Consider the following 23186-nt stretch of genomic DNA (forward strand, 5'->3'; position numbering starts at 1 on the left):
AAGCGACCCCACCCCGGGGTCGGAGATGGAGAGCACGCGATGACGCGCTCACGCAAGCAGACCGGCCGAGTCGTCTTCGTCGGCGGTGGCCCCGGCGACCCCGGGTTGCTCACGACCCGCGCCGCCGACGCGCTGGCCGCCGCCGACCTGGTGCTGGCCGACGCCGACGTCCCGACGCCGCTGACCGACGCGATCCGCGAGGTGCACCCCGACCTCGAGCTGACCGTCGCCACCGGCGAGCCGGCCGAGGTGGCCAAGGCCGCCGTCGCGGCCGCCAAGAACGGCTCGGTCGTCGTCCGGCTGGTCGCCGGTGACCCGTTCACCACCGACGCCGTGGTCAAGGAGACCCTCGCGGTCACCCGGACGAGCGTGCCCTTCGACGTCGTCCCGGGCGTGGCCGTGGGCACCGCGGTGCCGGCCTACGCCGGGGTCGCCATCGGCGCCGGGTCGGTCCAGGCCGACCTGCGCGGCGAGGAGCCGGTCGACCTGGGCGCCCTGGCCGCGGCCAGCGCCGGCACCGGCAGCCCGCTGGTGCTGCAGGTGCACGCCGAGTCGCTGCCCGGGATCGCCGCCGGCCTGGTCGAGGGCGGCCTGCCCGGCTCGACCCCGGTCGTGGTCACCGCCGACGGCACCGGCACCTCGCAGAAGAGCGTCGTGGCCAAGCTGGCCGCGATCGCCGAGAAGGACGCCGGGACCGAGTCGATGACCGGTTCGGTCGTGGTCACCGTCGGCTCGGTCGTGGACAAGCGCGGCAAGCTCGGCTGGTGGGAGTCCCGCCCGCTGTTCGGCTGGCGCGTGCTGGTGCCCCGCACCAAGGAGCAGGCCGGCGACATGAGCGAGCGGCTGCGGGCCTACGGCGCCGTGCCGGTCGAGGTGCCCACCATCGCCGTGGAGCCCCCGCGCAGCCCGGCCCAGATGGACCGTGCCGTCAAGGGCCTGGTCACCGGCCGCTACGGCTGGATCATCTTCACCTCGACCAACGCCGTCCGCGCGGTCCGGGAGAAGTTCACCGAGCTCGGCCTGGACGCCCGCGCGTTCGCCGGGGTCAAGGTGGCCTGCGTCGGCGAGCAGACCGCCCAGGCGGTCCGCGAGTTCGGCATCGTGCCCGAGCTGGTCCCCTCCGGCGACCAGTCCTCCGAGGGCCTGCTGGTGGACTTCCCGCCCTACGACGACGTGTTCGACCCGATCGACCGGGTGCTGCTGCCCCGCGCCGACATCGCCACCGAGACCCTGACCGCGGGCCTGAAGGACCGCGGCTGGGAGGTCGACGACGTCACCGCCTACCGGACCGTGCGGGCCGCCCCGCCGGCGGCCGCGGTGCGCGAGGCGATCAAGGGCGGCGGCTTCGACGCCGTCTGCTTCACCTCGTCCTCGACCGTGCGCAACCTGGTCGGCATCGCGGGCAAGCCGCACGCCCGCACCGTCGTCGCGGTGATCGGCCCGGCCACCGCGGCCAGCGCCACGGAGTTCGGCCTGCGGGTCGACGTCCAGCCCGAGACCGCCGCGGTCGGCCCGCTGGTGGACGCGCTCGCCGCGCACGCCGAGGCCCGCCGGGCCGAGGCCGAGGGCGGGGCAGCGGAGTGACCGGCGGGGGTTCGCCGGGCTTCGCGCGGGGACGGCGGCTGCGCTCGACGCCGGCGCTGCGCCGGATGACCGCGCAGACCCGGCGGGCCCCCGCCGACTTCGCCCTGCCGGTGTTCGTCAAGCAGGACATCACCGAGCCGGTGCCGATCTCCTCGATGCCCGGCGTCGTCCAGCACACGCTGGACTCGGTGCGGCGGGCCGCGCAGGAGGCGGCCGAGGTCGGGATCAGCGGGCTCATGCTCTTCGGCATCCCGTCGGAGAAGGACCCGGTCGGCTCCCAGGCCGACGCCGCCGACGGCATCGTCAACGTGGCGCTGCAGCAGCTGCGGGCCGACCTGGGCGACGAGCTCGTGCTCATGGCCGACCTGTGCCTGTGCGAGTACACCGACCACGGGCACTGCGGCGTGGTCACCCCCGCCGGGGTCGTGGACAACGACCCCACCCTCGACCGGTACGCCGCGATCGCGATCGCCCAGGCCCAGGCCGGGGCGCACCTGGTGGCCCCCAGCGGGATGATGGACGGCCAGGTCGCCGCGATCCGGGCCGGCCTGGACTCCGCGGCCTTCACCGAGGTGCCGATCCTGGCCTACGCGGCCAAGTACGCCTCGGGCTTCTACGGCCCGTTCCGCGAGGCCGCCGAGGGCGCCCCCCAGTTCGGGGACCGGTCGACCTACCAGATGGACCCGCCGAACGCGGCCGAGGCGCTGCGCGAGGTGGCCCAGGACCTCGCCGAGGGCGCCGACGCCGTCATGGTGAAGCCCGCGCTGCCCTACCTGGACATCGTCCGGCAGGTCGCCGATGCGGTGGACGTCCCGGTCAGCGCCTACCAGGTGAGCGGGGAGTACGCGATGGTCGAGGCGGCCGCCGCGCACGGCATGATCGACCGCCGCCGCGCAGTCCTGGAGACCCTCACCTCGATCCGCCGTGCCGGTGCGGGCACCGTGCTGACCTACTGGGCGGTCGAGGCAGCGCGCTGGCTCCGATGAGCACCGAGCCGGCCTACACCGAGCCCGGCGGCTCCTGGCGCACGTTCGCCGGTCTAGCCGCGATCTTCGTGGTGCTGGCCGTGGCCGACGTCGTGCTGCCCGGCGGCGACGTCCCGCTGCTGCTGTGGGTGCTCGCCGTCGTGGTGGTGCTCGGCATCGTGGCGACCGGCGCGGTGTCGGCCAACCGGGTGTGGACGGTCACCGTCGTCGACCGCGGGCCCGAGGCCGGGCTCACCGTCGGCCGGGAGCGGCTGCCGCTGACCGAGCTCGACCCGGCGTCCGTGGACGGCGTGGCGGGCGTGGACGTCGGCGCCCCGGTGCTGGGCGGCGGGGCCGACGTGCCCAAGGGCCGGGTCGGCCTGCCGCTGCGCCGCACCGACGGGACGACGGTGCTGGTGCCCACCCGGCGCCCCGCACAGCTGACCGCTGCCCTGCGCACAGCTCTGACGGGGGCCGCCGGCCCGGATGCGCAGCCTGGGACAGTGGAGCCGTGACCTACCCGTACGACGCCCCCGCCTCGGCCGACCTGTTCGAGCGCGCCGCCGCGGTGACCCCCGGCGGGGTCAACTCCCCGGTGCGCGCGTTCCGCGCCGTCGGCGGCACCCCGCGCTTCATGGCCTCGGGCTCCGGTCCCTGGATCACCGACGTCGACGGGCGCCGCTACGTCGACCTGGTGAGCTCCTGGGGCCCGATGATCCTGGGCCACGCGCACCCCGAGGTGGTCGCCGCGGTCACCGACGCGGCGTCCCGCGGGTTCTCCTTCGGCACCCCGACCGCCGGCGAGGTCGAGCTGGCGACCGAGATCGTGCAGCGGGCCGGCGTCGAGCAGGTCCGGCTGGTCAACTCCGGCACCGAGGCCGTGCTGTCGGCGATCCGGCTGGCCCGCGGCGCCACCGGCCGGGCCGTCGTGGTCAAGTTCGCCGGCTGCTACCACGGCCACGTCGACGCGCTGCTCGCCTCGGCCGGCTCCGGCGTCGCCACCCTCGGTCTGCCGGACACCCCGGGCGTGACCACCGGCGCCGCCGCCGACACCGTCGTGCTGCCCTACAACGACGTCGCCGCGGTCGAGGCCGTGTTCGCCGAGCGGGGCGCCGAGATCGCCTGCGTCATCACCGAGGCCGCCGCCGGCAACATGGGCGTCGTCCCCCCGGCGGACGGCTTCAACGCCGCGCTCCGCCGGATCACCGCCGCGCACGGGGCCCTGCTGGTCGTCGACGAGGTGATGACCGGCTTCCGGGTCAGCCGCTCGGGCTGGCGCGGCGCCGAGCACTACGACGCCGACCTCGTCACCTTCGGCAAGGTCATGGGCGGCGGGCTGCCCGCCGCGGCCTTCGGCGGCCGGCGCGAGCTCATGCAGCAGCTGGCCCCGGTCGGGCCGGTCTACCAGGCGGGCACCCTGGCCGGGAACCCCGTCGCGGTCGCCGCCGGGCTCACCACGCTCCGGCTGTGCACCGACGAGGTCTACGCCCGCTGCGACGCCGTCGCCGGCACCCTGCGCGAGGCCGTGGCCGCCGAGCTGACCGCGGCCGGGGTGGCGCACCGCATGCAGTCCGCGGGCTCCATGTTCTCCGTCTTCTTCGTGCCCGACGGCCGCGAGGTGCGCGACTACGACGACGCCCGCACGCAGGAGACCGCCCGGCACACCGCGTTCTTCCACTCGATGCTGGCTGCCGGGGTCTACCTGCCGCCGTCGGCGTTCGAGTCCTGGTTCGTCAACGCCGCGATGGACGACGAGGCCGTGCAGCACGTGCTGGACGCGCTGCCGGCCGCCGCCCGGGCCGCCGCGGCCGCCGCCCCCGGGACCGCCCCGGCGGTCTCGCACGACGCCCAGGCGCTGCAGCCGTGACCGCCGAGCTGACCACCGTGCACGTGATGCGGCACGGCGAGGTGTTCAACCCCACCGGCGTGCTCTACGGCCGGCTGCCCGGGTTCCACCTCTCCGTGGCCGGGCACGGCATGGCCCGCACCGCCGCGGAGTGGTTCGGCGGGCACCGGCCGATCACCCACCTGGTGGCCTCCCCGCTGCAGCGCGCGCAGGAGACCGCCGCGCCGATCGGCGAGCTGCTGGACCTGCCGATCGCCACCGACGACCGGCTGATCGAGGCCGGCAACGACTTCGAGGGCCAGACCTTCGGCGTCGGCGACGGCGCGCTCAAGCACCCGGGCAACTGGTGGCGGCTGCGCAACCCGTCCACGCCGTCCTGGGGCGAGCCGTACCGCGAGATCGCCGCGCGCATGCTCGGTGCGGTGCACACCGCCCGGGACGCCGCCCGCGGCTCGGCCGCGGTGTGCGTCAGCCACCAGCTGCCGATCTGGACCCTCCGGCTCACCGTCGAGGGCCGCAGCTACCTGCACGACCCCCGCAAGCGGCAGTGCGGGCTGGCCAGCGTCACCTCGCTGACCTACGCCGGCGACGAGCTGGTCCGCGTCGACTACGCCGAGCCCGCGGGGCCCGCCGGCACGGGCACGGTGGGTGGGGCATGAGGAAGCTGCTCGTCGCCCTGGCCGCCGTCCTGGCCGTCGCGGGCTGCTCGACCGGGGCCGACCAGGTGGACGTGAACAACGGCGGGGAGTTCCGGTTCGTCGCCGGCACCCCGGCCGGCGAGGTGATCGCCGAGGGCGAGCGGGCCTCGGCGCCGCAGTTCTCCGGCACCCTGCTCGACGGCGGGGACTGGGACTCCGCAGAGCTGGACGGTGACGTCGCGGTGCTCAACTTCTGGGGTTCCTGGTGCGCCCCCTGCCGGGTCGAGACCCCGCAGTTCCAGGAGGTCTACGACGACGTCGCCGACCAGGGCGTGCAGTTCCTGGGGCTCAACGTGAAGGACCAGCAGCAGCTCGCGGAGGCGTTCGTGGACAACCAGGGCATCACCTTCCCCTCGCTCTTCGACCCCGCCGGGGAGGTCGCGCTGGCCTTCCGGGACTACCCGGCCTCGGCTATCCCGTCGACGATCGTGCTGGACCGCTACGGGCGGGTGGCCGCGGTCTACACCGGCGAGGTCAGCCAGGACGACCTGCGGACCACCCTCGACGCGCTCGTCGCGGAGGGCTGACCGGTGGGGGAGACCTTCCAGCAGGTCGTGCTCGACGGGCCGTTCCTCGTGGCTGCCGCGGTCGCCGCGCTGGTCGGGCTGATCAGCTTCGCCTCGCCGTGCGTGCTGCCGCTGGTGCCCGGCTACCTCTCCTACGTGACCGGCCTGGTCGGCACCGGCGCCCACGCGCCGCAGCCGGCCGGCGAGGGCGCCGTGGCGACCGCCGTCCGGACCGACGAGCGGCCCCCGCGCGGTCGGATGGTCGCCGGGGCGCTGCTGTTCGTGCTGGGGTTCACCGCCGTCTTCGTGGCCTTCGGTGCCCTGTTCGGTGGGCTCGGGCGCTGGTTGCTGGTCTACAACGACGAGATCACCCGGGTGATGGGCGGCGTGACGGTCCTCGTCGGGTTGGGCTTCCTGGGGTGGCTGCCGTTCCTGCAGCGCACCAAGAAGCTGTCGATCCGGCCCGCCACCGGGCTGGCCGGAGCGCCGCTCCTGGGCGTCGTCTTCGGGCTGGGCTGGACGCCGTGCCTGGGCCCCACGCTGTCGGCGGTCAACTCGTTGGCCTTCGCCGAGGCGACCGCCGGGCGCGGGGCGCTGCTGGGCGTCGCCTACTGCCTCGGCCTCGGGCTGCCCTTCGTCGTGGTCGCACTGGGGGCTCGGTGGGCCGTCGGGGCCACCGGGTTCCTCCGCCGGCACGCCGCCGCGGTCAGCCGGTTCGGCGGTGCCGTGCTGGTGGTCGTCGGTCTCCTCCTCCTCAGCGGGCTCTGGACCGAGGGCATGATCTGGTTCCGCTCCTGGCTCGCCGCGACCGGTCTGGGAGGGTTCTTCCTGTGACGACGACGATCGAGAAGGCCGCGGCGGCCCCCGTGCCGCCGTCCGCCCCGTCCCGGTGGGGCGCTGTGCGGTCGACCCTGCTGCGCTGGTGGCGGTCGCTCACGGCCATGCGGACGGCGTTGATCTTGCTGTTCCTGCTCGCCGTCGCGGCCATACCCGGGTCGTTGCTGCCGCAGCGGTCGCTGTCCCAGAGCCAGGTCACCGGCTACTTCGCCGAGCACCCCGACCTCGCGCCGGTGCTGGACAAGCTGTTCCTCTTCGACGTCTTCGGCTCGCCGTGGTTCGCCGCCATCTACCTGCTGCTGTTCATCTCCCTCATCGGCTGCGTGGTCCCGCGGGCGATCGAGCACGCGCGGGCCGTCGTTGCCGCGCCCCCGCCGGCCCCGCGGCACCTGCACCGGCTCCCCGACCACCGCACGATCGACTCCGAGCTGGACGCCGCGGCGGCCCTGGACGTCGTGGAGGAGGAGCTGCGCGTCCGCCGGTTCCGGGTGGTCCGCCGGGACGGCAAGAACGGCCCCGAGCTCTCGGCGGAGAAGGGGTTCCTCAAGGAGACCGGCAACGTCGTGTTCCACTTCGCCCTGCTGGCCCTCCTGCTGGGCCTGGCCGGCGGCAAGCTGTGGGGCTACGAGGGCAGCATCCTGGTCACCGAGGGTGACCGGTTCTGCAACACGTTCCAGCAGTACGACAACTACCGGGAGGGAGCCCTGGTGGACGCGGCGGACATGACGCCGCTGTGCGTGACCCTCCAGGACTTCCGGGCCGTCTACGAGGAGAACCTCACCGCGGCCTCCTTCACCGCCGACATCGACTACGGCCTGGCTGGTTCTGCCTCGCGGAACACGACGATCGGGGTCAACAGCCCGCTGCGTGCCGACGGCGGCCGGGTGTACGTCACCGGGCACGGGTTCTCCCCGGTGTTCAGCGTGACGTTCCCGGACGGTGAGTCCTTCACCGACATCTCGGCCCCGTTCCTGCCCTCGGACCTGCAGACCCTGGGCAGCCAGGGTGCGCTCAAGCTGCCCGACGTGCCCGGCACCGACACCCAACTGGCCCTCGAGGGCTTCTTCGCCCCGACCGGTTCCGTGCAGGGCGGCGTGCTGACCTCGATCGACCCGCGCCCGCTGGACCCGCAGGTCGCCCTGATCATCTACGAGGGCTACCTGGGCCTGGACTCCGGCCTGCCGCAGAGCGTCTACTCCATCGACCAGACCCAGATCGACCGCGGCACCCTCGAGCGCGTCGGGCAGGCCAACCTCAAGGTCGGGGAGTCCACCACGCTGGCCGACGGCACGGTGGTCACGTTCTCCGGGGTGAAGGAGTTCGCCGCCATGCAGCTGTCCCACGACCCGGGCCAGGTCTGGGTGCTCGGCGCGGCCGTCGCCATCCTGGTCGGGCTGCTGGGGATGCTCCTGCTGCGCCGGGAGCGGGTGTTCGCCCGCGCGACCGCCGGCCCCGACGGTCCGGGTACCGTCGTGGCGGTCGGGGCCCTCACCCGCGGCAGCGCCGACACCGCACCGCGCTTCACCGCACTCACCGACGACGTCGCGGCGGCACTCGCCCGCCGGACCCGCAGTCAGGAGAACCCCAGCTCGTGACAGACGAATCGCTCGCCGCGCTGTCGGACACGCTCTTCTCGATCGCGGTCGGGTTGTACTCGCTGGCGGTGGTGGCCTTCTGCGCCGAGCTCGCCTTCGGTGGCCGGAAGGCCCCCGCCCGCGAGCTGGTCGCCGCCGGCGGCGGTGCCCCGGTGAACCCCGCCGCGGGCGGGGACGTCGACGACGAGCCCGCGAAGGCCCGGCGTTGGGGCATGGTCGCCATGGGGCTGACCGCGCTCGGTGCACTGGTCCAGGCCGGGGTGCTGGTCACCCGCGGCACGGCCACCGGCCGGCTGCCCTGGGGCAACATGTACGAGTTCGGCACCGCGGTCGTGCTCGTCGCCGTCGTGGTCTACCTGGTGCTTGCCGTCCGGACGCCGTCCCTGCGGCACATCGGGGTCTTCGTGCTCGCCCCGGTCGTGCTCTCGATGGTCGGCATCGGGCTGTTCCTCTATGCCTCGGCGGGCCCGCTGGTGGCCGCGCTGCGCTCGGCCTGGCTGGCCGTGCACGTCACCACCGCGATCCTCGGCTTCGGCATCTTCTTCGTCTCCGGCATCGCCAGCGTGATGTACCTGGTGCGTTCGCGGTACGAGGCCAAGGTCGCCGCCGGCGAGCAGCCGCTGTCCCGGATCGTGCACCGGCTGCCCTCGGCCGCCGCGCTGGACCGCACCGCGCACCGCACGGTCGTCTTCGGCTTCCCGATCTGGACGTTCGCGGTCATCGCCGGCGCCATCTGGGCCGAGAGCGCCTGGGGCCGCTTCTGGGGCTGGGACCCGAAGGAGACGTGGGCCTTCATCGCCTGGGTGGTGTACGCCGCCTACCTGCACGCCCGGACCACCGCCGGCTGGCGCGGTCGTCCGTCGGCCTGGGTGAACGTCGTGGGCCTGGGCGTCATGGTCTTCAACCTGCTGTACGTGAACATGGTGTCGACCGGCCTGCACTCCTACGGCGGGCTGAAGTGACCCGCTCCTGATCACTCTCCGTCATCCTTTCCGGGGTTACGGGAGCGTTTCGGGTGCCGTCCCTGCAGTTCCGTGGGACGCTGCTGGGATGGACGACCGCTCAGGACCCCACCGTGGGTAAGCACTCGGCCCATGACGGGGCCACCGTGCACCCCCTGGTGGCGGATGCGCTGGAGCGCCGGCAGCCCGGCACCGGACCGGGAGGGCACGGCGATGCTCCGCTGCGGGCGACCGAGGTCGGCTGGCCGTCGGCCCCGGGCCGCGGCGAGGGTCTGGGTTGGCCGGGGGACCGACCGGCCGGATCTGTCGATCGCGCTCCCGAGGACGACGGGTCGGTGCTCGCCGTGCTGGACGAGGCAACCGCCCGCGAGGCCGACGAGCAGGCCCACGGTGGGGCGGCCACGGCCGAGGAGCAGCCGGTGCGCCGGCAGGGCTGGCGTCGCCTGTTCGGCGGCGGCGCGTCGGGCCGCTCCACCAGCGTCGCCTAGCCGGCCCCCTCGCAGGGGCCCGTGCCGCGCGGAGCGCGGTACCGGGGGCGAGGGGGTCCTTCCCTAGGCGGAGGTGCTGCCGTCGTCGCGGCGGGTGCGGCGGTCCAGCTCGCGCAGGAAGTCCGGGTCGTCGTCCGGGGCGATGATCCGCGGCGGGGGCTTCGGGCCCCGCGGGGTGCGCGGCCGGCGCTGACCGCCGGGGCCGCCGCCCTGGTCGCCGCCCTGGACGGCCGCAGCACGCATCACCAGCACGACGACCGCGATCGCGATCACCAGCATGACCAAGAAGACCACTGGTCCACCTCTCCCCGCCGTGCACGACCCACCGGAACCCCAGGGTAGGCGCCCCGGCGATACTCGGGGCGGTCAGCCGCCCAGCCCACCCCCACCGACCCCGGAGGACGACATCGACGCCGTCGACGAGCAGCTGCTCGCGCTGCTGCAGGCCAACGGGCGCGCGAGCTACGCCGAGCTGGCCCGGCAGGTCGGTCTGTCCGCCCCCGCGGTGCACGAGCGGGTGGGCAAGCTGGAGTCCGCCGGGGTGATCACCGGTTACACCGCGGTGGTCAACGCGGCGGCCGTCGGGCTGGGCGTCACCGCGCTGGTCGGGATCATCGACAGCGACGAGATCGACGACGTGGGCATGCTGCAGGCGGTCTCCGAGCTGCCCGCCGTGCAGGACTGCTGGCGGACGGCGGGGACCGAGGGCTACGTCCTCAAAGTGCGGGTGACCGACATCCCGGCACTCGAGGACACCATCAATGCGTTGAACAGGATCCGGGGCGTCTCGCGCACCCGGACGACCGTCGTGCTGTCGACCAAGTGGGAGGGCCGTCATGGCCGCGAAGAGTGAGCCGAACCGTCCGGTGAGCCCGACGGGCGGGCCGGCGCAGGCGCCGTCGGTGTGGCCGTTGCTGGCGCTCTACACGCTGGGCCGGCTGGTGCTGGCCGCAGCGCTGGTGGGCATCCTCTGGCTGCTCGGGCTGGGTAGCTTCCCCGGCCTGCTGTTCGGCCTGCTGCTGTCGATGCCGCTGTCGTTCGTGCTGCTCAAGCCGCTGCGCGAGCGGCTGACCGAGGCGATGCTGGCCCGCTCGGTCACCCGCAAGGCGGCCAAGGAGGACCTGCGGTCCCGGCTGGCCGGGACCGACGACACGGTCAGCTGAGCGCGAGGCCCAGGCCGAGCACCACACCGGTCACCAGCGTGACCCGGCCGGTGCCCGACAGCGCCGCGATGAGCGCCGGTCCGGTGCCGCCGGCGAGCACGGTCCGGGCCGGGGGGACGGCCAGCGGTGCGGCCAGCAGGCCGAGCAGCGCCCAGGGGCGGGCCAGGCCGATCAGCGCGACCACCACGAAGGCGGCGACCAGCAGGCCGGTGAAGAACCACCGGGTGGCCCGCTCGCCCAGCAGGACGGCCAGCGTGCGCTTGCCGACCGCGGCGTCGCCGTGCACGTCGCGCAGGTTGTTCACCACCAGGATCGCGGTGATCAGCAGCCCGACGGGGACCGCCGCGGCGAAGGCCAGGCCCTCGACCGTGCGGGTCTGGCCGAAGGTCGTGCCGACCACGGCGACCAGGCCGAAGAACACGAAGACGAACACCTCGCCCAGCGCGCGGTAGCCGTAGGGGATCGGGCCGCCGGTGTAGGTCCACGCCGCCGCGATGCTGACCGCGCCGACCGCGACCAGCCACCAGCTGGAGTACGCGGCCAGTGCCAGCCCGGCGACCCCGGCGACGGCGAAGGCCAGCAGCGCGGCGACGAGCACAGCCTGCGCCGAGGCGGCCCCGGAGCCGACCAGCCGCATCGGGCCGACCCGGTCGGCGTCGGTGCCCCGCTTGCCGTCGGAGTGGTCGTTGGCGTAGTTCACCCCGACCTGCAGGGCCAGTGCGACCACCAGCGCGAGCAGGGCGGGCACCAGCCGGAACCCGTCGAGGGCCTGCGCGACGCCGGTGCCGACGAGCACGGGCGCGACGGCGGCCGGCAGCGTCTTGGGGCGGGCGCCGGCCAGCCACTGGGCGGGGGTGGCCATCAGGCTCCTTCGATCAGGCGGGTGACCGCGCGGCGGTCGGGCTTGCCGGTGTGCAGCAGGGGGACGGCGGCGACGAGGTGCAGCTCCTTGGGCGCCGCGGGCGCCCCGAGCCGCTCGGCCACCCAGGAGCGCAGCGTCACCAGCTCGGGGACGGCGCCGGGTGCCGGCACGACGGCGGCGACCACCCGGGCCCCCCACTCGGGATCCGGCCGGCCGGCCACCACGGCGTCGGCGACGGCGGGGTGCGCGCGCAGCGCGGCCTCGACGGCCTGCGGGGAGACGTTGACCCCGCCGGTGACCACGACGTCGTCCAGCCGGCCGTGCACGGTCAGCCGGACGCCGTCGAGGGTGCCGACGTCCTGGGTGCGGAACCAGCGCCGGCCGTCGGTGTCGGTGTCGTTGCTGAACGCGGCCGCGGTGGCCACCGGGTCCAGCCGGTAGCCCAGCGCCAGCTGCGGCCCGGCCAGCTCCACGCCGTGCCCGGTGACCCGCACGGCCACCCCGTCCAGCGGGACGCCGTCGTACACGCAGCCGCCGGCGGTCTCGCTCATGCCGTAGGTGGTGATCACGGCGACCCCGGCGTCCCGGGCGGCGGTGAGCAGGTCGGGGTCGGTGGCGGCACCGCCGACGAGCACCGCGTCGAGGGCGCGCAGTGCGTCGGGCTCGGCGGTCAGCGCCCGGCGCAGCTGGATGGGCACCAGTGCGGTGTACCGGCGGCCGGCCGGCATGGCGGCCACCGCGTCGGTGAGCCGGTCGCCGGGGCCGAGCACCGTGGGGGTGGTGTCGGCCAGGGCCGACCGGGCCAGCACCTGCAGGCCGGCGACGGCGCTCACCGGGAGGGCGAGCAGCCAGCTGCCGGGGCCCCCGAGCCGGTCCAGCGTCGCGGTGGCGCTGGCCCGCACGGCGCCGGCGGACAGCAGCACGCCCCGCGGGGTGCCGGTGGAGCCGGAGGTGACCACGACGAGGTCGGCGCCGTCCTCGAGCGGTTCGTCGGCGGCCAGCACGGCCCGGGCGGCGGCCTGCGGGCCCTCGCCGGCGGGGAGCACGGCCAGCGGGGCATCGCCGTCCAGGGCGGCCTGCACGGCCGGCCAGACGTCGTCGAGCACCGCGGGGCCCAGGGCCGGCGCGTGCACGAGGGAGAGGTGCCGGGCCACGAGCAGCGAGGGTACGGCGGTCCCCGCCTACGCTGGACCGGTGATCGAGGGCCTGACCGACGTGCGGGTCTTCAGCACCCCGCTGCGCACCCGGTTCCGCCGGATCGACGTCCGGGACGGCGTGCTGGTCCGCGGCCCGGCCGGCTGGGGGGAGTTCTCCCCGTTCTGGGACTACGACGACGCCGAGAGCCGCCGCTGGTGGGCCAGCGCCGTGGAGTCCGCCACGCTCGGCTGGCCGGACCCGGTGCGGTCCTCGGTGCCGGTCAACTGCATCGTGCCCGCGGTCGGCCCCGAGCAGGCGCACGCGGTGGTCACCGCCTCGGGCTGCGCGACGGCCAAGGTCAAGGTCGCCGAGCCCGGCCAGACCGCCGCCGACGACGAGGCGCGGGTGGAGGCCGTCCGCGACGCGCTCGGGCCGGCCGGCGGCCTGCGGGTGGACGCCAACGCCGCGTGGGACCTGGACACCGCGGTCGAGCGGATCCGAGCCCTGGACCGCTTCGACCTGCAGTACGTGGAGCAGCCCGTGGCGACCGTCGAGGAGCTGGTGGCGCTGCGCCGGCGGATCGACGTCCGGGTGGCCGCCGACGAGGTGGTCCGGCGGTCCGCTGACCCGCTGGGGGTGGACCTGCGGGAGGCGTGCGACGTCGTCGTCCTCAAGGTGCAGCCCCTCGGCGGCGTGCGGGCCGCGCTCGAGGTCGCCGCGGCGCACGGTCTGCCGTGCGTGGTGTCCTCGGCGCTGGAGTCCTCGGTCGGGCTGGCCGCCGGCCTGGCGCTGGCCGCGGCGCTGCCCGAGCTGCCCTTCGCCTGCGGGCTGGGCACCCTCGCCCTGCTGACCGGCGACGTGGCCTCCGACCGGCTCGTCCCGGTGGACGGCGCTCTTGCGGTGCGGGCCGTCGAACCCGACCGGCTCGACGACGTCGCCGCCGACCCGGACACCGACCGCCGGTGGCGGGCGCGGCTGGACCGGGTGGCCGCCTCGTGACCGCCCCGCTCAACCCGGCCACCGCGTTCGCCCGGGTGCTCGTCGACGAGCTGGTCCGCGACGGCGTCACCGACGCCGTCGTCTGCCCGGGCTCCCGGTCGGCGCCGGTCGCGCTGGCCCTGCACCAGGCCGAGCTGGCCGGCCGGCTGCGGCTGCACGTGCGCATCGACGAGCGCACCGGCGCCTTCCTCGCCCTCGGGCTGGCCAAGGCGTCCGGCCGGCCGGTGCCGGTGCTGACCACGTCGGGGACGGCGACCGCCCACCTGCACGCCGCGGTGCTCGAGGCCGACCAGTCCGGCATCCCGCTGCTCCTGCTCACCGCCGACCGGCCGCCGGAGCTGCGCGGCACCGGGGCGAACCAGACGATCGACCAGGTGGGCCTCTACGGCGGCGCCGTCCGGTGGGCGGCCGACCTCGGCGTCCCCGAGGAGGGCCGTGAGGCCCCGCAGAACCGGTACTGGCGCTCGGTCGCCGCCCGGGCGGTCCTGGTGGCCATCGGCGCGCTGTCCGGCGACCCAGGGCCGGTGCACCTGAACCTGGCGCTGCGCGAGCCGCTGCTGCCCGAGGGGCACGACCCCCGCCCGGCCCTGCCGTCGGGGGTCTGGGCCGGCCGCGCCGACGACGCCCCGTGGACCGACGCCGCCCCGGGCAGCGGCCCGCGCGCGATGGTGGTCAGCGCCCCCGCACCGACCACCCGCGCGCCCGGCCGGGCCCGGCGCACCCTGGTGGTCGCCGGCGACGCCCCCGTCTCCCTGGGCCGCAGCACCTCGGTGGTCGCCGCGCAGCGCGGCTGGCCCGTGCTGGGCGAGCCCAGCAGCGGCACCTGGGGCGGCACCGGCTCGGTGCGCGGCGCGGTGCTGCTGCTCGGCGCGGCGTCCTGGGCCGCGGCGCACCGGCCCGACCGGGTGGTCGTCGTCGGCCGGCCCACGCTCAGCCGCCCGGTCTCGGCGCTGCTGGCCCACCCCGACGTCGTCGTCGACACCGTGTCCCCGCACCCCGGCTGGCCCGACGCCGGCCGCGGCACCCGGCGGGTGGGCGGCGTGCTGCCCGACCCCGGCGCGGTGCTGGGCGAGCTGGACGTCTCCGGGCACGTGGCCCCCGACGGCTGGGCGCAGGAGTGGACGGCGGCCGCCGAGCGGGTGGGCACCGTCGTCGACGAGCTGATCGACGCCGGCCCCCGGCTGACCGCCGCCCGGCTGGCCCGCGACCTGGTGGCCGCGCTGCCGGCCGGGGCGCTGCTCGTGCTGGGGTCGTCGAACCCGGTCCGCGACGTGGACCGGTACGCGGTGCCGCGGTCCGGGCTGACCGTGCTGGCCAACCGGGGCGTCGCCGGCATCGACGGCACGCTGTCCACGGCGATCGGCGCGGCCTTGGCCCACCAGGGGGCCGGCGGCGGGCCGGCCTTCGCGCTGATGGGCGACCTGACGTTCCTGCACGACCTGCAGGGCCTGCTGGTCGGCGACGGCGAGCCGGTGCCCGACCTGACCGTGGTGGTGCCCGACAACGACGGCGGCGGCATCTTCGCCCAGCTCGAACCGGGCCGCGCCGAGCACGCCGCAGGCTACCGCCGGGTCTTCGGCACCCCGCACGGCCGCGACCTGGTGACGCTGGCCCGGGCCATGGGCTGGGCTGCGACCGCTGTGCACGACCCGGCGCAGCTGGCCGGTGCGCTGGCCCTGGGCGGGCCGCGGGTGGTCGTCGTCCGGGGCGACCAGCAGGCCGAGGCCGACCTGGCCACCCAGCTCCGCGACGCCGCCCACGCCGCCCTCGCCTGAGCCCCTCCCGGGCGCGGATCAGCTGGGTTCAGCAGGCTCCGTCCTGGTTCACCGGCGCCGGTGAACCAGGACGCACGGTCGTGAACCCAGCTGATCCACGCCGGGCAGAGCTAGTCCTGCAGGGCGGCCTGGACGGCGGCGAGCTTGGCCTGGGTCTCGGCCAGCTCGGCCATCGGGTCGGAGTCGCCGACGATGCCGCAGCCGGCGAACAGCCGGGCCTCCGCGCCGCCCGCGCCGCCGGTGAGCTCGGCGCAGCGCAGGGCCAGCCCGAACTCGCCGTCCCCGCGGCCGTCCACCCAGCCCACGGGCCCGGCGTACCGGCCGCGGTCCATGCCCTCGATCTCCCGGATCAGGGCCAGCGCCGCGCCGGTGGGGGCGCCCCCGACGGCCGCGGTGGGGTGCACGGCGTCGACCAGCGCGAGCAGCCCCGGCCCGTCGGCGCGCAGGTGGCCGCGGACGTCGCTGGCCAGGTGCCGCACGTTGGGCAGGGTGAGCACCGAGGGCTCGTCGGGCACCTCGAGGTCGGTGCAGAACGGGCGCAGCGCGTCGGCGAGGGAGTCGATCGCGTAGCGGTGCTCGGCGTGGTCCTTGGCGCTGCCGGCGAAGGCCTCGGCCAGGACGGCGTCCGCGGCGGGGTCGGCGGCCCGTGACCCGGTGCCGGCGAGCACCCGGGACTCCACGACGCCACCGGTGCGGCTGAGCAGCAGCTCGGGGGTGGCGCCGAGCAGGCCGTCCACGGCGAAGGTCCAGCAGGAGGGGAACCGGGCGGCCAGCCGGAGCAGCAGCCGGCGGGGGTCCAGCGGGTGGTCGGCGGTCACCAGGACGTCGCGGGCCAGCACCACCTTGCCCAGCTCGCCGGCGGCGATCCGCTCGACGGCCGCGGCCACCACGCCGCACCAGGTCACCGCGTCGACCGCGCCGTCGGCGTAGCTGAGCCGGCCGATCGAGGTGTCGGCGGCCTGGGCGGGGAACTCGGTCACCTCGTGGTCGGCGCCGTCGGGGCCGTCCGGTGCACCGGTGGTGGTCACCCAGGTCTGCCCGTCGCGCCGGCCGAGCACCACCGCGGGGACGACGAAGACCGAGGTGCCGCGCTCGGGGTCGAAGGCCGCCGAGCCGAAGAGCACCGGACCGGAGCCGGGCAGCTGCACCGGGTCCACCACGTGGGCCTCCGCGCACCACCGGGCGAACCAGCGCTCGGCCTGCGCGAGGGAGTCGGGGCCGGACACCTCCAGGCGGGCGGCCTCGCCCCAGCCGACCAGGCCCTCGCCGCCGCGCACCCAGGCCAGCGCACCCTCGGCGGGCAGCTTGGTGAGCAGGTCGCTGCGCCGCTGCCCGAGCGGGGTGGTCACCACCTCGCGCGTCGTCGTCCCGGCCAGCGTGCTCACGCCGTCCACAGTAGGAGCGTCCGCCGTATCGTCGTCGGGTGTGACCGCAGGAGATCCGCCACACGGCTACCGGGCGACGTTGGACAAGCGGCCCGCCGAGGTCGCCGCGATGTTCGACCAGGTGGCCGGCAAGTACGACGTGACAAACACCGTGCTGTCCGGCGGGCTGGACGCCGGGTGGCGCCGGGCCACCCGGGCGGCGCTGGGTGCGCGCTCCGGGCAGACCGTGCTGGACGTCGCCGCCGGCACCGGGGTCTCCACCGTGGAGCTGGCCTCGGGCGGGGTGCGGGCGATCGCCTGCGACTTCTCCCAGGGCATGCTGCGGGCCGGCCGGCACCGCTCGGTGCCGATGCTGGCCGGCGACGCGATGGCGCTGCCGCTGGCCGACGAGAGCGTCGACGGTGTGGTCATCTCCTTCGGCCTGCGCAACGTGGCCGACACCGACGCCGCGCTCCGGGAGTTCCTCCGGGTGGTCCGCCCGGGCGGCACGCTGGTGGTCTGCGAGTTCTCCACCCCCACCTGGACGCCGTGGCGCACGGTCTACCTGGAGTACCTGATGCGCGCGCTGCCGTCGATCGCCCGCGGCGTCAGCAGCAACCCCGACGCCTACGTCTACCTGGCCGAGTCGATCCGGGCCTGGCCGGCGCAGGGCCCGATGGCGGCCAAGCTGCAGGCGGCGGGCTGGTCCGACGTGGCCTGGCGGAACCTGACCGGCGGCATCGTGGCGCTGCACCGGGGCCGCAAGCCGGCGACGGTTGGGTGAGCCCGGTCACGGGCACTGGTCGGGCATGACCTTCCCGCCCACCCCCGATCCCGGCCCCGTCGGCCCCGACCCCACCCCGGTCGACCCGGTGCCCTCCGAGCCCGCCCCGCCGTCCCCGGTGCCCAGCCCGACCGACCCGATCGCGCCCGGCCCGGCCTGAGCCGGCCGACCTAGACTCCCGGCGTGGCAGAGCAGCGTCGGGACGTCGTGGTCGTGGGCGCCGGACCGGCCGGGTCCAGCGCGGCCTACTGGCTGGCCAGGGCCGGGCTGGACGTGCTGGTGCTGGAGAAGTCGCACTTCCCGCGGGAGAAGGTCTGCGGCGACGGACTGACCCCGCGCGGGGTCGCCGCGCTGGCGGCCATGGGCGTCGACGTCGCCGACGACGGCTGGGTCCGGCACCGCGGGCTGCGCGTGCACGGCGGCGGCCAGGTGGTCGAGGTGGACTGGCCGAAGCTGGCCCGGTGGCCGGCCGGCGGGCTGATCCGCACCCGCGCCGACCTGGACGCCCAGCTGGCCCGGCACGCGGTCGCCGCCGGTGCCGAGGTCCGGTTCGGGGTGACGGTCGCCGAGCCGCTGCTGGACGACGCCGGCCGGGTCTGCGGGGTCCGAGCGGCCGACGGTGAGCAGTTCCGGTCCACGCTGGTCATCTCCGCCGAAGGGCTCAGCGGCCGGCTGGCCAAGACGGTCGGGCTCAACCGCCGCACCGACGTACCGCTGGGCGTCGCCGTCCGGCAGTACCTGCCGACCACCCGCTCGCACGACCCGTACCTGGACATCTCCTTCGACCTCACCGACCACGGCCCGGACGTGGAGTCGATGCCCGGCTACGGCTGGTTCTTCGGCATGGGCGACGGGACGGCGAACGTCGGCTTCGGCCTGCTGGACACCCGGTACGCGGGGGACGACGACACCCGGACCGTCTACCGGCGCTGGCTGCGGTCGCTGCCGGCGTCGTGGGGGATCGACCCGGAGGCGCTGGGCACCCCGCTGCGCGGGGCCGGGTTGCCCACCTCGCTGTCCCGGCGGCCGGCCTACACCCGCGGGCTGCTGCTGGTCGGGGACTCCGCCGGCACGGTGAACCCGTTCAACGGCGAGGGCATCAGCTACGCCATGGAGACCGGCCGCACCGGCGCCGCCGCCGTCCTCGCTGCGCTGGCCGCACCCGAGGGCCCGGCCCGGGAGGCGGTGCTGCGCCGCTACCCGGAGACCCTGCGCCGGGAGTTCGGCGCGCACCACCGCCTCGGCGGGCTGTTCCTCAAGGGCCTGGCCCGGCCCGAGCTGGTCCGCTTCGCCACCGCGCACGGCCTCAAGCGGCCGGCCGCGGTGTCGATCGCGCTGCGGCTGATGGGCAACCTCTCCGACGGCCGGGACGGCGACGGCGTCGACCGCGTCCTCGACGTCCTGCACCGCCTGACGCCCTCCCGCTGACCCCGCGGCCGGCCCGCCCGGCCCGCTGACCTGCGGCTGCACCGGTGAGGGTGCCCTTGGTCACGACGCGCCGGGAGGGGGTCCCTTCCGCGAGGTGTGACCTCGGGCATAGGGTCGAGCCGTGTCCACTTGTGAACTAATTCACAAGCAGATCGGTCGGGGGAGGGTTTGATGCTGGCGACCTACGCGCCGCTGGTCGGTCTGTTCGTGCTGGCCGCGGGTTTCGCCCTGTTCTCGGTGACCGCGGCGCCGTTCATCGGCCCGCGGCGCTACAACTCGGCCAAGCTCGAGGCCTACGAGTGCGGGATCGAGCCGGTCGACCAGCCGCTGACCGGCGGCCGCTTCCCGATCAAGTACTACCTGACCGCGATGTTGTTCATCGTCTTCGACATCGAGATCGTCTTCCTCTACCCCTGGGCGGTCGCCAACGACCAGCTCGGGGTCTTCGGCCTGGTCGAGATGGTCGTCTTCATCGCCACCGTCTTCATCGCCTACGCCTACGTCTGGCGCCGCGGCGGATTGGAATGGGACTGACATGGGCCTCGAGGAGAAGCTGCCGAGCGGCGTGCTGCTCACCAGCGTCGAGAAGCTGGTCAACTGGACCCGCAAGTCCTCGCTGTGGCCGGCCACCTTCGGGCTGGCCTGCTGCGCCATCGAGATGATGGCCTCGGGCGCGGGCCGCTACGACCTGGCCCGCTTCGGCATGGAGGTCTTCCGCGCCTCGCCGCGGCAGGCCGACCTGATGATCGTGGCCGGCCGGGTGAGCCAGAAGATGGCCCCGGTCCTGCGCCAGATCTACGACCAGATGCCCGAGCCGCGCTGGGTGCTGGCGATGGGCGTGTGCTCCAGCTCCGGCGGCATGTTCAACAACTACGCGATCGTCCAGGGCGTCGACCACATCGTCCCGGTCGACATGTACCTGCCGGGCTGCCCGCCGCGCCCGGAGATGCTGATGGACGCGATCCTCAAGCTGCACCACAAGATCCAGCACGAGCCGCTGGGCGAGAAGCGGGCCGCCGCGCTCGCCGCCGCCCGCGCGGACGGGACGGCGAAGGACCTGCACATCGAGATGCCCTCCACCGTGCGGGCCGACAAGGCCGCCCGGAAGGCCTACGAGGACGCCGCCGCCCGCGGCCGCACCGGCCAGTTCGCCATCGAGCAGCGCGGGGGCAACGCCGTCCTGCTGCCGGGGGAGCGCGGGTGAGCGAGAGCCCGTTCCGCACCGGCGCGTTCGGCGTCACCGGCAGCGGTGACACCTCCGGGTTCGGCGGCCTGGTCCGGGTCGAGCCCGGCGGAGCCGTCGCGCTGCACTCCACCGACCGGCCCTACGGCGGCTGGTTCGACGAGGTCGCCGACGCCCTGGCCGACGCGGTCGGCCAGGCGACCTACGACGCCGCCGTCCGCCGGGTGCTGGTCGACCGCGGCGAGATCACCTGGTTCGTGCACCGCGAGCACCTGCTGGTCCTGCTGCAGGCGCTGCGCGACGACGACGCCCTGCGCTTCGAGCTGTGCAGCAGCGTCAGCGGCGTGGACTACCTGGACGCGGGCGGTCCGACGGGGGAGCGGCTGCACGTCGTCCACCACCTGACCTCGATGACCTACCGCCGCCGGATCCGGCTCGAGACCGCGGTCACCGCCGAGGACCCGCACGTGCCGAGCTCGACCCGGGTCTACCCGACCGCGGACTGGCACGAGCGGGAGGTCTGGGACATGTTCGGCGTCGTCTTCGACGGCCACCCCGCGCTCACCCGGATCCTCATGCCCGACGACTGGGACGGGCACCCGCAGCGCAAGGACTACCCGCTCGGCGGCGTCCCCGTGGAGTACCACGACGCGACGATCCCGCCCCCGGACGAGAGGCGGTCCTACCGGTGACCACCACCGATCCCTACGCCGGTTCCCGCGAGACCACCGAGGGCCGCGTCTACACCGTCACCGGTGGCGACTGGGACCTGACCTTCGGGTCCGATCCGCTCGCCGAGGAGCGGCTGGTCGTCAACATGGGCCCGCAGCACCCCTCCACCCACGGGGTGCTCCGGCTGGTGCTCGACCTCGAGGGCGAGACGGTCACCAAGGCCCGCGTGGTCATCGGCTACCTGCACACCGGCATCGAGAAGAACACCGAGTACCGGACCTGGACCCAGGGCACGACCTTCGTGACCCGGATGGACTACCTGGCGCCGCTGTTCAACGAGACCGCCTACTGCCTGGCGGTGGAGAAGCTGCTGGGCATCGAGGTGCCCGAGCGGGCCACCACCATCCGGGTGCTGGTGATGGAGCTCAACCGGATCGCCAGCCACCTGGTCGGCCTGGCCACCTTCGGCATGGAGATGGGCGCGCTCACCGGCATGACCAACGGGTTCCGCGAGCGGGAGCTCGTGCTGGACCTGCTGGAGGAGATCACCGGGCTGCGGATGAACCACGCCTACGTGCGCCCCGGCGGGCTGGCCCAGGACCTGCCCGAGGGCATCGAGGCCAAGATCCGCGAGTTCCTGACGATCATGCCGGAGCGGGCCGCGGGCTTCCACCGGCTGCTCACCGGCCAGCCGATCTGGCAGCGCCGGCTGCGCGACGTCGGCTACCTCGACGTCACCGGCTGCATCGCCCTGGGCGTCACCGGGCCGATCCTGCGCAGCGCCGGCCTCCCGTGGGACCTGCGCAAGGTCGAGCCGTACTGCGGCTACGAGACCTACGACTTCGAGGTGCCCACCGCCGACACCGCCGACGCCTGGGGCCGCTACCTGGTCCGGATGGCCGAGGTCACCGAGTCGCTGAAGATCATCGAGCAGGCGCTGGACCGGCTGCGCCCGGGCCCGGTCATGGTCGAGGACAAGAAGATCGCCTGGCCCGCGAAGCTCTCGCTCGGCGCCGACGGCATGGGCAACTCCCTGGACCACGTCAAGCACATCATGGGCCAGTCGATGGAGGCCCTGATCCACCACTTCAAGCTGGTCACCGAGGGGTTCCGGGTGCCGGCCGGGCAGGTCTACCAGGCCATCGAGTCCCCCCGCGGCGAGCTCGGCTTCCACGTGGTCAGCGACGGTGGCACCCGGCCCTTCCGGGTGCACGTGCGCGACCCCAGCTTCGTCAACCTGCAGGCGACCGCGGCGATGAGCGAGGGCGGCATGATCGCCGACGTCATCGCGGCCATCGCCTCCATCGACCCGGTCATGGGAGGGGTGGACCGATGAGCGCGCTGCCGGGTTCCTCGGAGGGCACCGCCGTCACCGGGCTGGACTCCAGCGCCGTCGAGGTGCACGGCGACCTGCCGCCGCTGACCGAGACCACCCGCGCCGAGTGCCGGGAGATCATGGCCCGCTACCCGGTGCCGCGGTCGGCCCTGCTGCCGATGCTGCACCTGGTCCAGTCGGTGCAGGGCTACGTCTCGCCCGAGGGCGTCGCGCTGTGCGCCCAGGAGCTGGGGCTGACCAAGGCCGAGGTCGGCGCGGTCGCGACGTTCTACACGATGTTCAAGCGCCGCCCGACCGGCCGGCACCTGGTCAGCGTCTGCACCAACACGCTGTGCGCGGTGCTCGGCGGGCAGAAGATCTACGACGAGGTCGCCGCCGAGCTGGGTGTGCACCACGACGAGACCACCGCCGACGGCACGATCACCCTCGAGCACGCCGAGTGCCTGGCCGCCTGCGACTACGCACCGGTCGTCACCGTCGACTACGAGTTCTACGACCAGCAGGACGTCGCCGCAGCCCTCGAGCTGGTCGCCGCCCTGCGCCGCGGCGAGAAGCCCGACCCCACCCGCGGCGCGCCGCTGACCGACTTCCGCGGCGTCTCCCGCCAGCTGGCCGGGTTCTCCCAGCACGCCGACGCCGCGGCCGCCCAGGCAGCCGTCGACGGGCCCTCGGCCGGCGTCCCCACGCTGCGCGGCGTCCGGCTGGCCGCCGAGCGCGGCGAGGCCGCACCCGCCATGCCGGCCGCCGAGACCGCTGCGCCCGCCGAGGCCGGCACCCCGGACCGGACGCCCACCGGCGACGGCGGGACGCCGGGGGCCCAGGCCGCCGACGCCGAGGTCGCCGCCGCCGGCAACCCGGCCGAGCGGTCCGGCGCGGAGCAGAACCACCCCGACCGCCCCGAGCCGGCCGGCCGCGCGGCCGCCGACCGCGACGCACCCGCCCCCGACGCCGACGGCCAGGCCCAGTCGGGCTCGGGCACGTCGGTCCAGCGAGAGGTCTGAC

General features: G+C 75.1%; 26 protein-coding genes. 22 read left to right on the top strand and 4 right to left on the bottom strand.

The window, feature by feature from the left end:
• The first annotated feature begins 39 nt into the window (after positions 1 to 39).
• From UXQ13_RS12690 to UXQ13_RS12735, 10 genes are all read left to right on the top strand, one after another.
• Positions 40 to 1584 (top strand): uroporphyrinogen-III synthase, encoded by a 1545-nt coding sequence (locus UXQ13_RS12690; protein WP_225232992.1) that lies wholly within the window; start codon positions 40 to 42, stop codon positions 1582 to 1584.
• Positions 1581 to 2570 (top strand): porphobilinogen synthase, encoded by a 990-nt coding sequence (gene hemB / locus UXQ13_RS12695; RefSeq protein WP_336392413.1) that lies wholly within the window; start codon positions 1581 to 1583, stop codon positions 2568 to 2570. The genes UXQ13_RS12690 and hemB overlap by 4 nt, the downstream gene beginning before the upstream one ends.
• Positions 2567 to 3064, top strand: a complete 498-nt coding sequence (locus UXQ13_RS12700; RefSeq protein ID WP_225232990.1) for a hypothetical protein — start codon at positions 2567 to 2569, stop codon at positions 3062 to 3064. Before hemB ends, UXQ13_RS12700 begins: the two co-directional genes overlap by 4 nt.
• The gene (hemL, locus tag UXQ13_RS12705) at positions 3061 to 4416 is read left to right on the top strand and encodes a glutamate-1-semialdehyde 2,1-aminomutase (RefSeq protein ID WP_225232989.1); all 1356 of its coding nucleotides are present in this window, start codon (positions 3061 to 3063) and stop codon (positions 4414 to 4416) included. The genes UXQ13_RS12700 and hemL overlap by 4 nt, the downstream gene beginning before the upstream one ends.
• Positions 4413 to 5054, top strand: a complete 642-nt coding sequence (locus UXQ13_RS12710; RefSeq protein ID WP_225232988.1) for a histidine phosphatase family protein — start codon at positions 4413 to 4415, stop codon at positions 5052 to 5054. The genes hemL and UXQ13_RS12710 overlap by 4 nt, the downstream gene beginning before the upstream one ends.
• The gene (locus UXQ13_RS12715; protein WP_225232987.1) at positions 5051 to 5620 is read left to right on the top strand and encodes a TlpA family protein disulfide reductase; all 570 of its coding nucleotides are present in this window, start codon (positions 5051 to 5053) and stop codon (positions 5618 to 5620) included. The genes UXQ13_RS12710 and UXQ13_RS12715 overlap by 4 nt, the downstream gene beginning before the upstream one ends.
• Before the next feature lie 3 nt (positions 5621 to 5623).
• Entirely contained in the window at positions 5624 to 6433 is an 810-nt protein-coding gene (locus UXQ13_RS12720) for a cytochrome c biogenesis CcdA family protein (RefSeq protein ID WP_225232986.1), read from the top strand.
• Complete coding sequence (gene resB, locus UXQ13_RS12725; protein WP_225232985.1) at positions 6430 to 8031, top strand: cytochrome c biogenesis protein ResB; 1602 nt, start codon at positions 6430 to 6432, stop codon at positions 8029 to 8031. The genes UXQ13_RS12720 and resB overlap by 4 nt, the downstream gene beginning before the upstream one ends.
• Entirely contained in the window at positions 8028 to 8993 is a 966-nt protein-coding gene (ccsB, locus tag UXQ13_RS12730; protein ID WP_225232984.1) for a c-type cytochrome biogenesis protein CcsB, read from the top strand. The genes resB and ccsB overlap by 4 nt, the downstream gene beginning before the upstream one ends.
• Before the next feature lie 335 nt (positions 8994 to 9328).
• Entirely contained in the window at positions 9329 to 9481 is a 153-nt protein-coding gene (locus UXQ13_RS12735; protein WP_336392414.1) for a hypothetical protein, read from the top strand.
• Positions 9482 to 9544: 63 nt separating this feature from the next.
• Here the strand turns inward: UXQ13_RS12735 and UXQ13_RS12740 are convergent, their stop codons facing one another.
• Positions 9545 to 9775 (bottom strand): hypothetical protein, encoded by a 231-nt coding sequence (locus UXQ13_RS12740; RefSeq protein ID WP_225232982.1) that lies wholly within the window; start codon positions 9773 to 9775, stop codon positions 9545 to 9547.
• A 19-nt stretch (positions 9776 to 9794) separates the two neighbouring features.
• On the opposite strand from UXQ13_RS12740, the gene UXQ13_RS12745 reads away from it, so the two are divergent.
• A complete protein-coding gene (locus UXQ13_RS12745) occupies positions 9795 to 10334 on the top strand; it encodes an Lrp/AsnC family transcriptional regulator (protein ID WP_225232981.1) in 540 nt (179 codons plus the stop codon).
• 13 nt (positions 10335 to 10347) lie between these two features.
• Positions 10348 to 10644 carry a DUF4229 domain-containing protein gene (locus UXQ13_RS12750; protein WP_336392415.1) on the top strand — a complete coding sequence of 99 codons (297 nt, stop codon included), beginning with the start codon at positions 10348 to 10350 and terminating at the stop codon, positions 10642 to 10644.
• Here UXQ13_RS12750 and UXQ13_RS12755 read toward each other — a convergent pair.
• Both UXQ13_RS12755 and menE read right to left on the bottom strand, forming a co-directional pair.
• Positions 10637 to 11506: a 1,4-dihydroxy-2-naphthoate polyprenyltransferase gene (locus UXQ13_RS12755; protein ID WP_225232979.1), complete on the bottom strand. Its 870-nt coding sequence runs from the start codon at positions 11504 to 11506 to the stop codon at positions 10637 to 10639. The two genes, UXQ13_RS12750 and UXQ13_RS12755, sit on opposite strands and share 8 nt — an antisense overlap.
• Complete coding sequence (menE, locus tag UXQ13_RS12760) at positions 11506 to 12660, bottom strand: o-succinylbenzoate--CoA ligase (RefSeq protein WP_225232978.1); 1155 nt, start codon at positions 12658 to 12660, stop codon at positions 11506 to 11508. The genes UXQ13_RS12755 and menE overlap by 1 nt, the downstream gene beginning before the upstream one ends.
• 40 nt (positions 12661 to 12700) lie before the next feature.
• On the opposite strand from menE, the gene UXQ13_RS12765 reads away from it, so the two are divergent.
• Positions 12701 to 13642, top strand: coding sequence for an o-succinylbenzoate synthase (locus UXQ13_RS12765; RefSeq protein ID WP_336392416.1), 942 nt, complete (start codon positions 12701 to 12703; stop codon positions 13640 to 13642).
• Entirely contained in the window at positions 13639 to 15417 is a 1779-nt protein-coding gene (menD, locus tag UXQ13_RS12770; protein WP_336392417.1) for a 2-succinyl-5-enolpyruvyl-6-hydroxy-3-cyclohexene-1-carboxylic-acid synthase, read from the top strand. The genes UXQ13_RS12765 and menD overlap by 4 nt, the downstream gene beginning before the upstream one ends.
• A gap of 110 nt (positions 15418 to 15527) precedes the next feature.
• On the opposite strand, the gene UXQ13_RS12775 is transcribed toward menD, so the two are convergent.
• A complete protein-coding gene (locus tag UXQ13_RS12775) occupies positions 15528 to 16802 on the bottom strand; it encodes an isochorismate synthase (RefSeq protein WP_225232975.1) in 1275 nt (424 codons plus the stop codon).
• Positions 16803 to 16842: 40 nt separating this feature from the next.
• Here UXQ13_RS12775 and UXQ13_RS12780 point away from each other — a divergent pair, with 40 nt between their 5' ends.
• From UXQ13_RS12780 to nuoE, 8 genes are all read left to right on the top strand, one after another.
• The gene (locus UXQ13_RS12780; RefSeq protein ID WP_225232974.1) at positions 16843 to 17565 is read left to right on the top strand and encodes a demethylmenaquinone methyltransferase; all 723 of its coding nucleotides are present in this window, start codon (positions 16843 to 16845) and stop codon (positions 17563 to 17565) included.
• Positions 17566 to 17590: 25 nt separating this feature from the next.
• Positions 17591 to 17725 carry a hypothetical protein gene (locus UXQ13_RS12785; protein WP_336392418.1) on the top strand — a complete coding sequence of 45 codons (135 nt, stop codon included), beginning with the start codon at positions 17591 to 17593 and terminating at the stop codon, positions 17723 to 17725.
• Positions 17726 to 17748: 23 nt separating this feature from the next.
• Positions 17749 to 18993, top strand: coding sequence for a geranylgeranyl reductase family protein (locus UXQ13_RS12790; RefSeq protein ID WP_225232973.1), 1245 nt, complete (start codon positions 17749 to 17751; stop codon positions 18991 to 18993).
• Positions 18994 to 19164: 171 nt separating this feature from the next.
• Complete coding sequence (locus tag UXQ13_RS12795; protein WP_091238968.1) at positions 19165 to 19527, top strand: NADH-quinone oxidoreductase subunit A; 363 nt, start codon at positions 19165 to 19167, stop codon at positions 19525 to 19527.
• A 1-nt stretch (position 19528) separates the two neighbouring features.
• The gene (locus UXQ13_RS12800) at positions 19529 to 20197 is read left to right on the top strand and encodes a NuoB/complex I 20 kDa subunit family protein (RefSeq protein WP_455428457.1); all 669 of its coding nucleotides are present in this window, start codon (positions 19529 to 19531) and stop codon (positions 20195 to 20197) included.
• Entirely contained in the window at positions 20194 to 20868 is a 675-nt protein-coding gene (locus UXQ13_RS12805) for an NADH-quinone oxidoreductase subunit C (protein ID WP_225232972.1), read from the top strand. The genes UXQ13_RS12800 and UXQ13_RS12805 overlap by 4 nt, the downstream gene beginning before the upstream one ends.
• Positions 20865 to 22184 (top strand): NADH-quinone oxidoreductase subunit D, encoded by a 1320-nt coding sequence (locus UXQ13_RS12810; protein ID WP_225232971.1) that lies wholly within the window; start codon positions 20865 to 20867, stop codon positions 22182 to 22184. The genes UXQ13_RS12805 and UXQ13_RS12810 overlap by 4 nt, the downstream gene beginning before the upstream one ends.
• Positions 22181 to 23185 (top strand): NADH-quinone oxidoreductase subunit NuoE, encoded by a 1005-nt coding sequence (nuoE, locus tag UXQ13_RS12815; protein ID WP_225232970.1) that lies wholly within the window; start codon positions 22181 to 22183, stop codon positions 23183 to 23185. The genes UXQ13_RS12810 and nuoE overlap by 4 nt, the downstream gene beginning before the upstream one ends.
• Position 23186: the final 1 nt, after the last annotated feature.

The sequence above is a fragment of the Klenkia terrae genome (genome assembly GCF_037083865.1).
Classification (GTDB): Bacteria; Actinomycetota; Actinomycetes; order Mycobacteriales; family Geodermatophilaceae; genus Klenkia; species Klenkia terrae.

Bases quoted from the DNA above. Each gene is read 5' to 3' on its own strand.
- UXQ13_RS12690 (WP_225232992.1), top strand. From the start codon at position 40: ATGACGCGCTCACGCAAGCAGACCGGCCGAGTCGTCTTCGTCGGCGGT.
- UXQ13_RS12715 (WP_225232987.1), top strand. From the start codon at position 5,051: ATGAGGAAGCTGCTCGTCGCCCTGGCCGCCGTCCTGGCCGTCGCGGGC.
- nuoE (WP_225232970.1), top strand. From the start codon at position 22,181: ATGAGCGCGCTGCCGGGTTCCTCGGAGGGCACCGCCGTCACCGGGCTG.
- UXQ13_RS12755 (WP_225232979.1), bottom strand. From the start codon at position 11,506: ATGGCCACCCCCGCCCAGTGGCTGGCCGGCGCCCGCCCCAAGACGCTG.
- UXQ13_RS12785 (WP_336392418.1), top strand. From the start codon at position 17,591: ATGACCTTCCCGCCCACCCCCGATCCCGGCCCCGTCGGCCCCGACCCC.
- UXQ13_RS12700 (WP_225232990.1), top strand. From the start codon at position 2,567: ATGAGCACCGAGCCGGCCTACACCGAGCCCGGCGGCTCCTGGCGCACG.
- UXQ13_RS12795 (WP_091238968.1), top strand. From the start codon at position 19,165: ATGCTGGCGACCTACGCGCCGCTGGTCGGTCTGTTCGTGCTGGCCGCG.
- UXQ13_RS12800 (WP_455428457.1), top strand. From the start codon at position 19,529: ATGGGCCTCGAGGAGAAGCTGCCGAGCGGCGTGCTGCTCACCAGCGTC.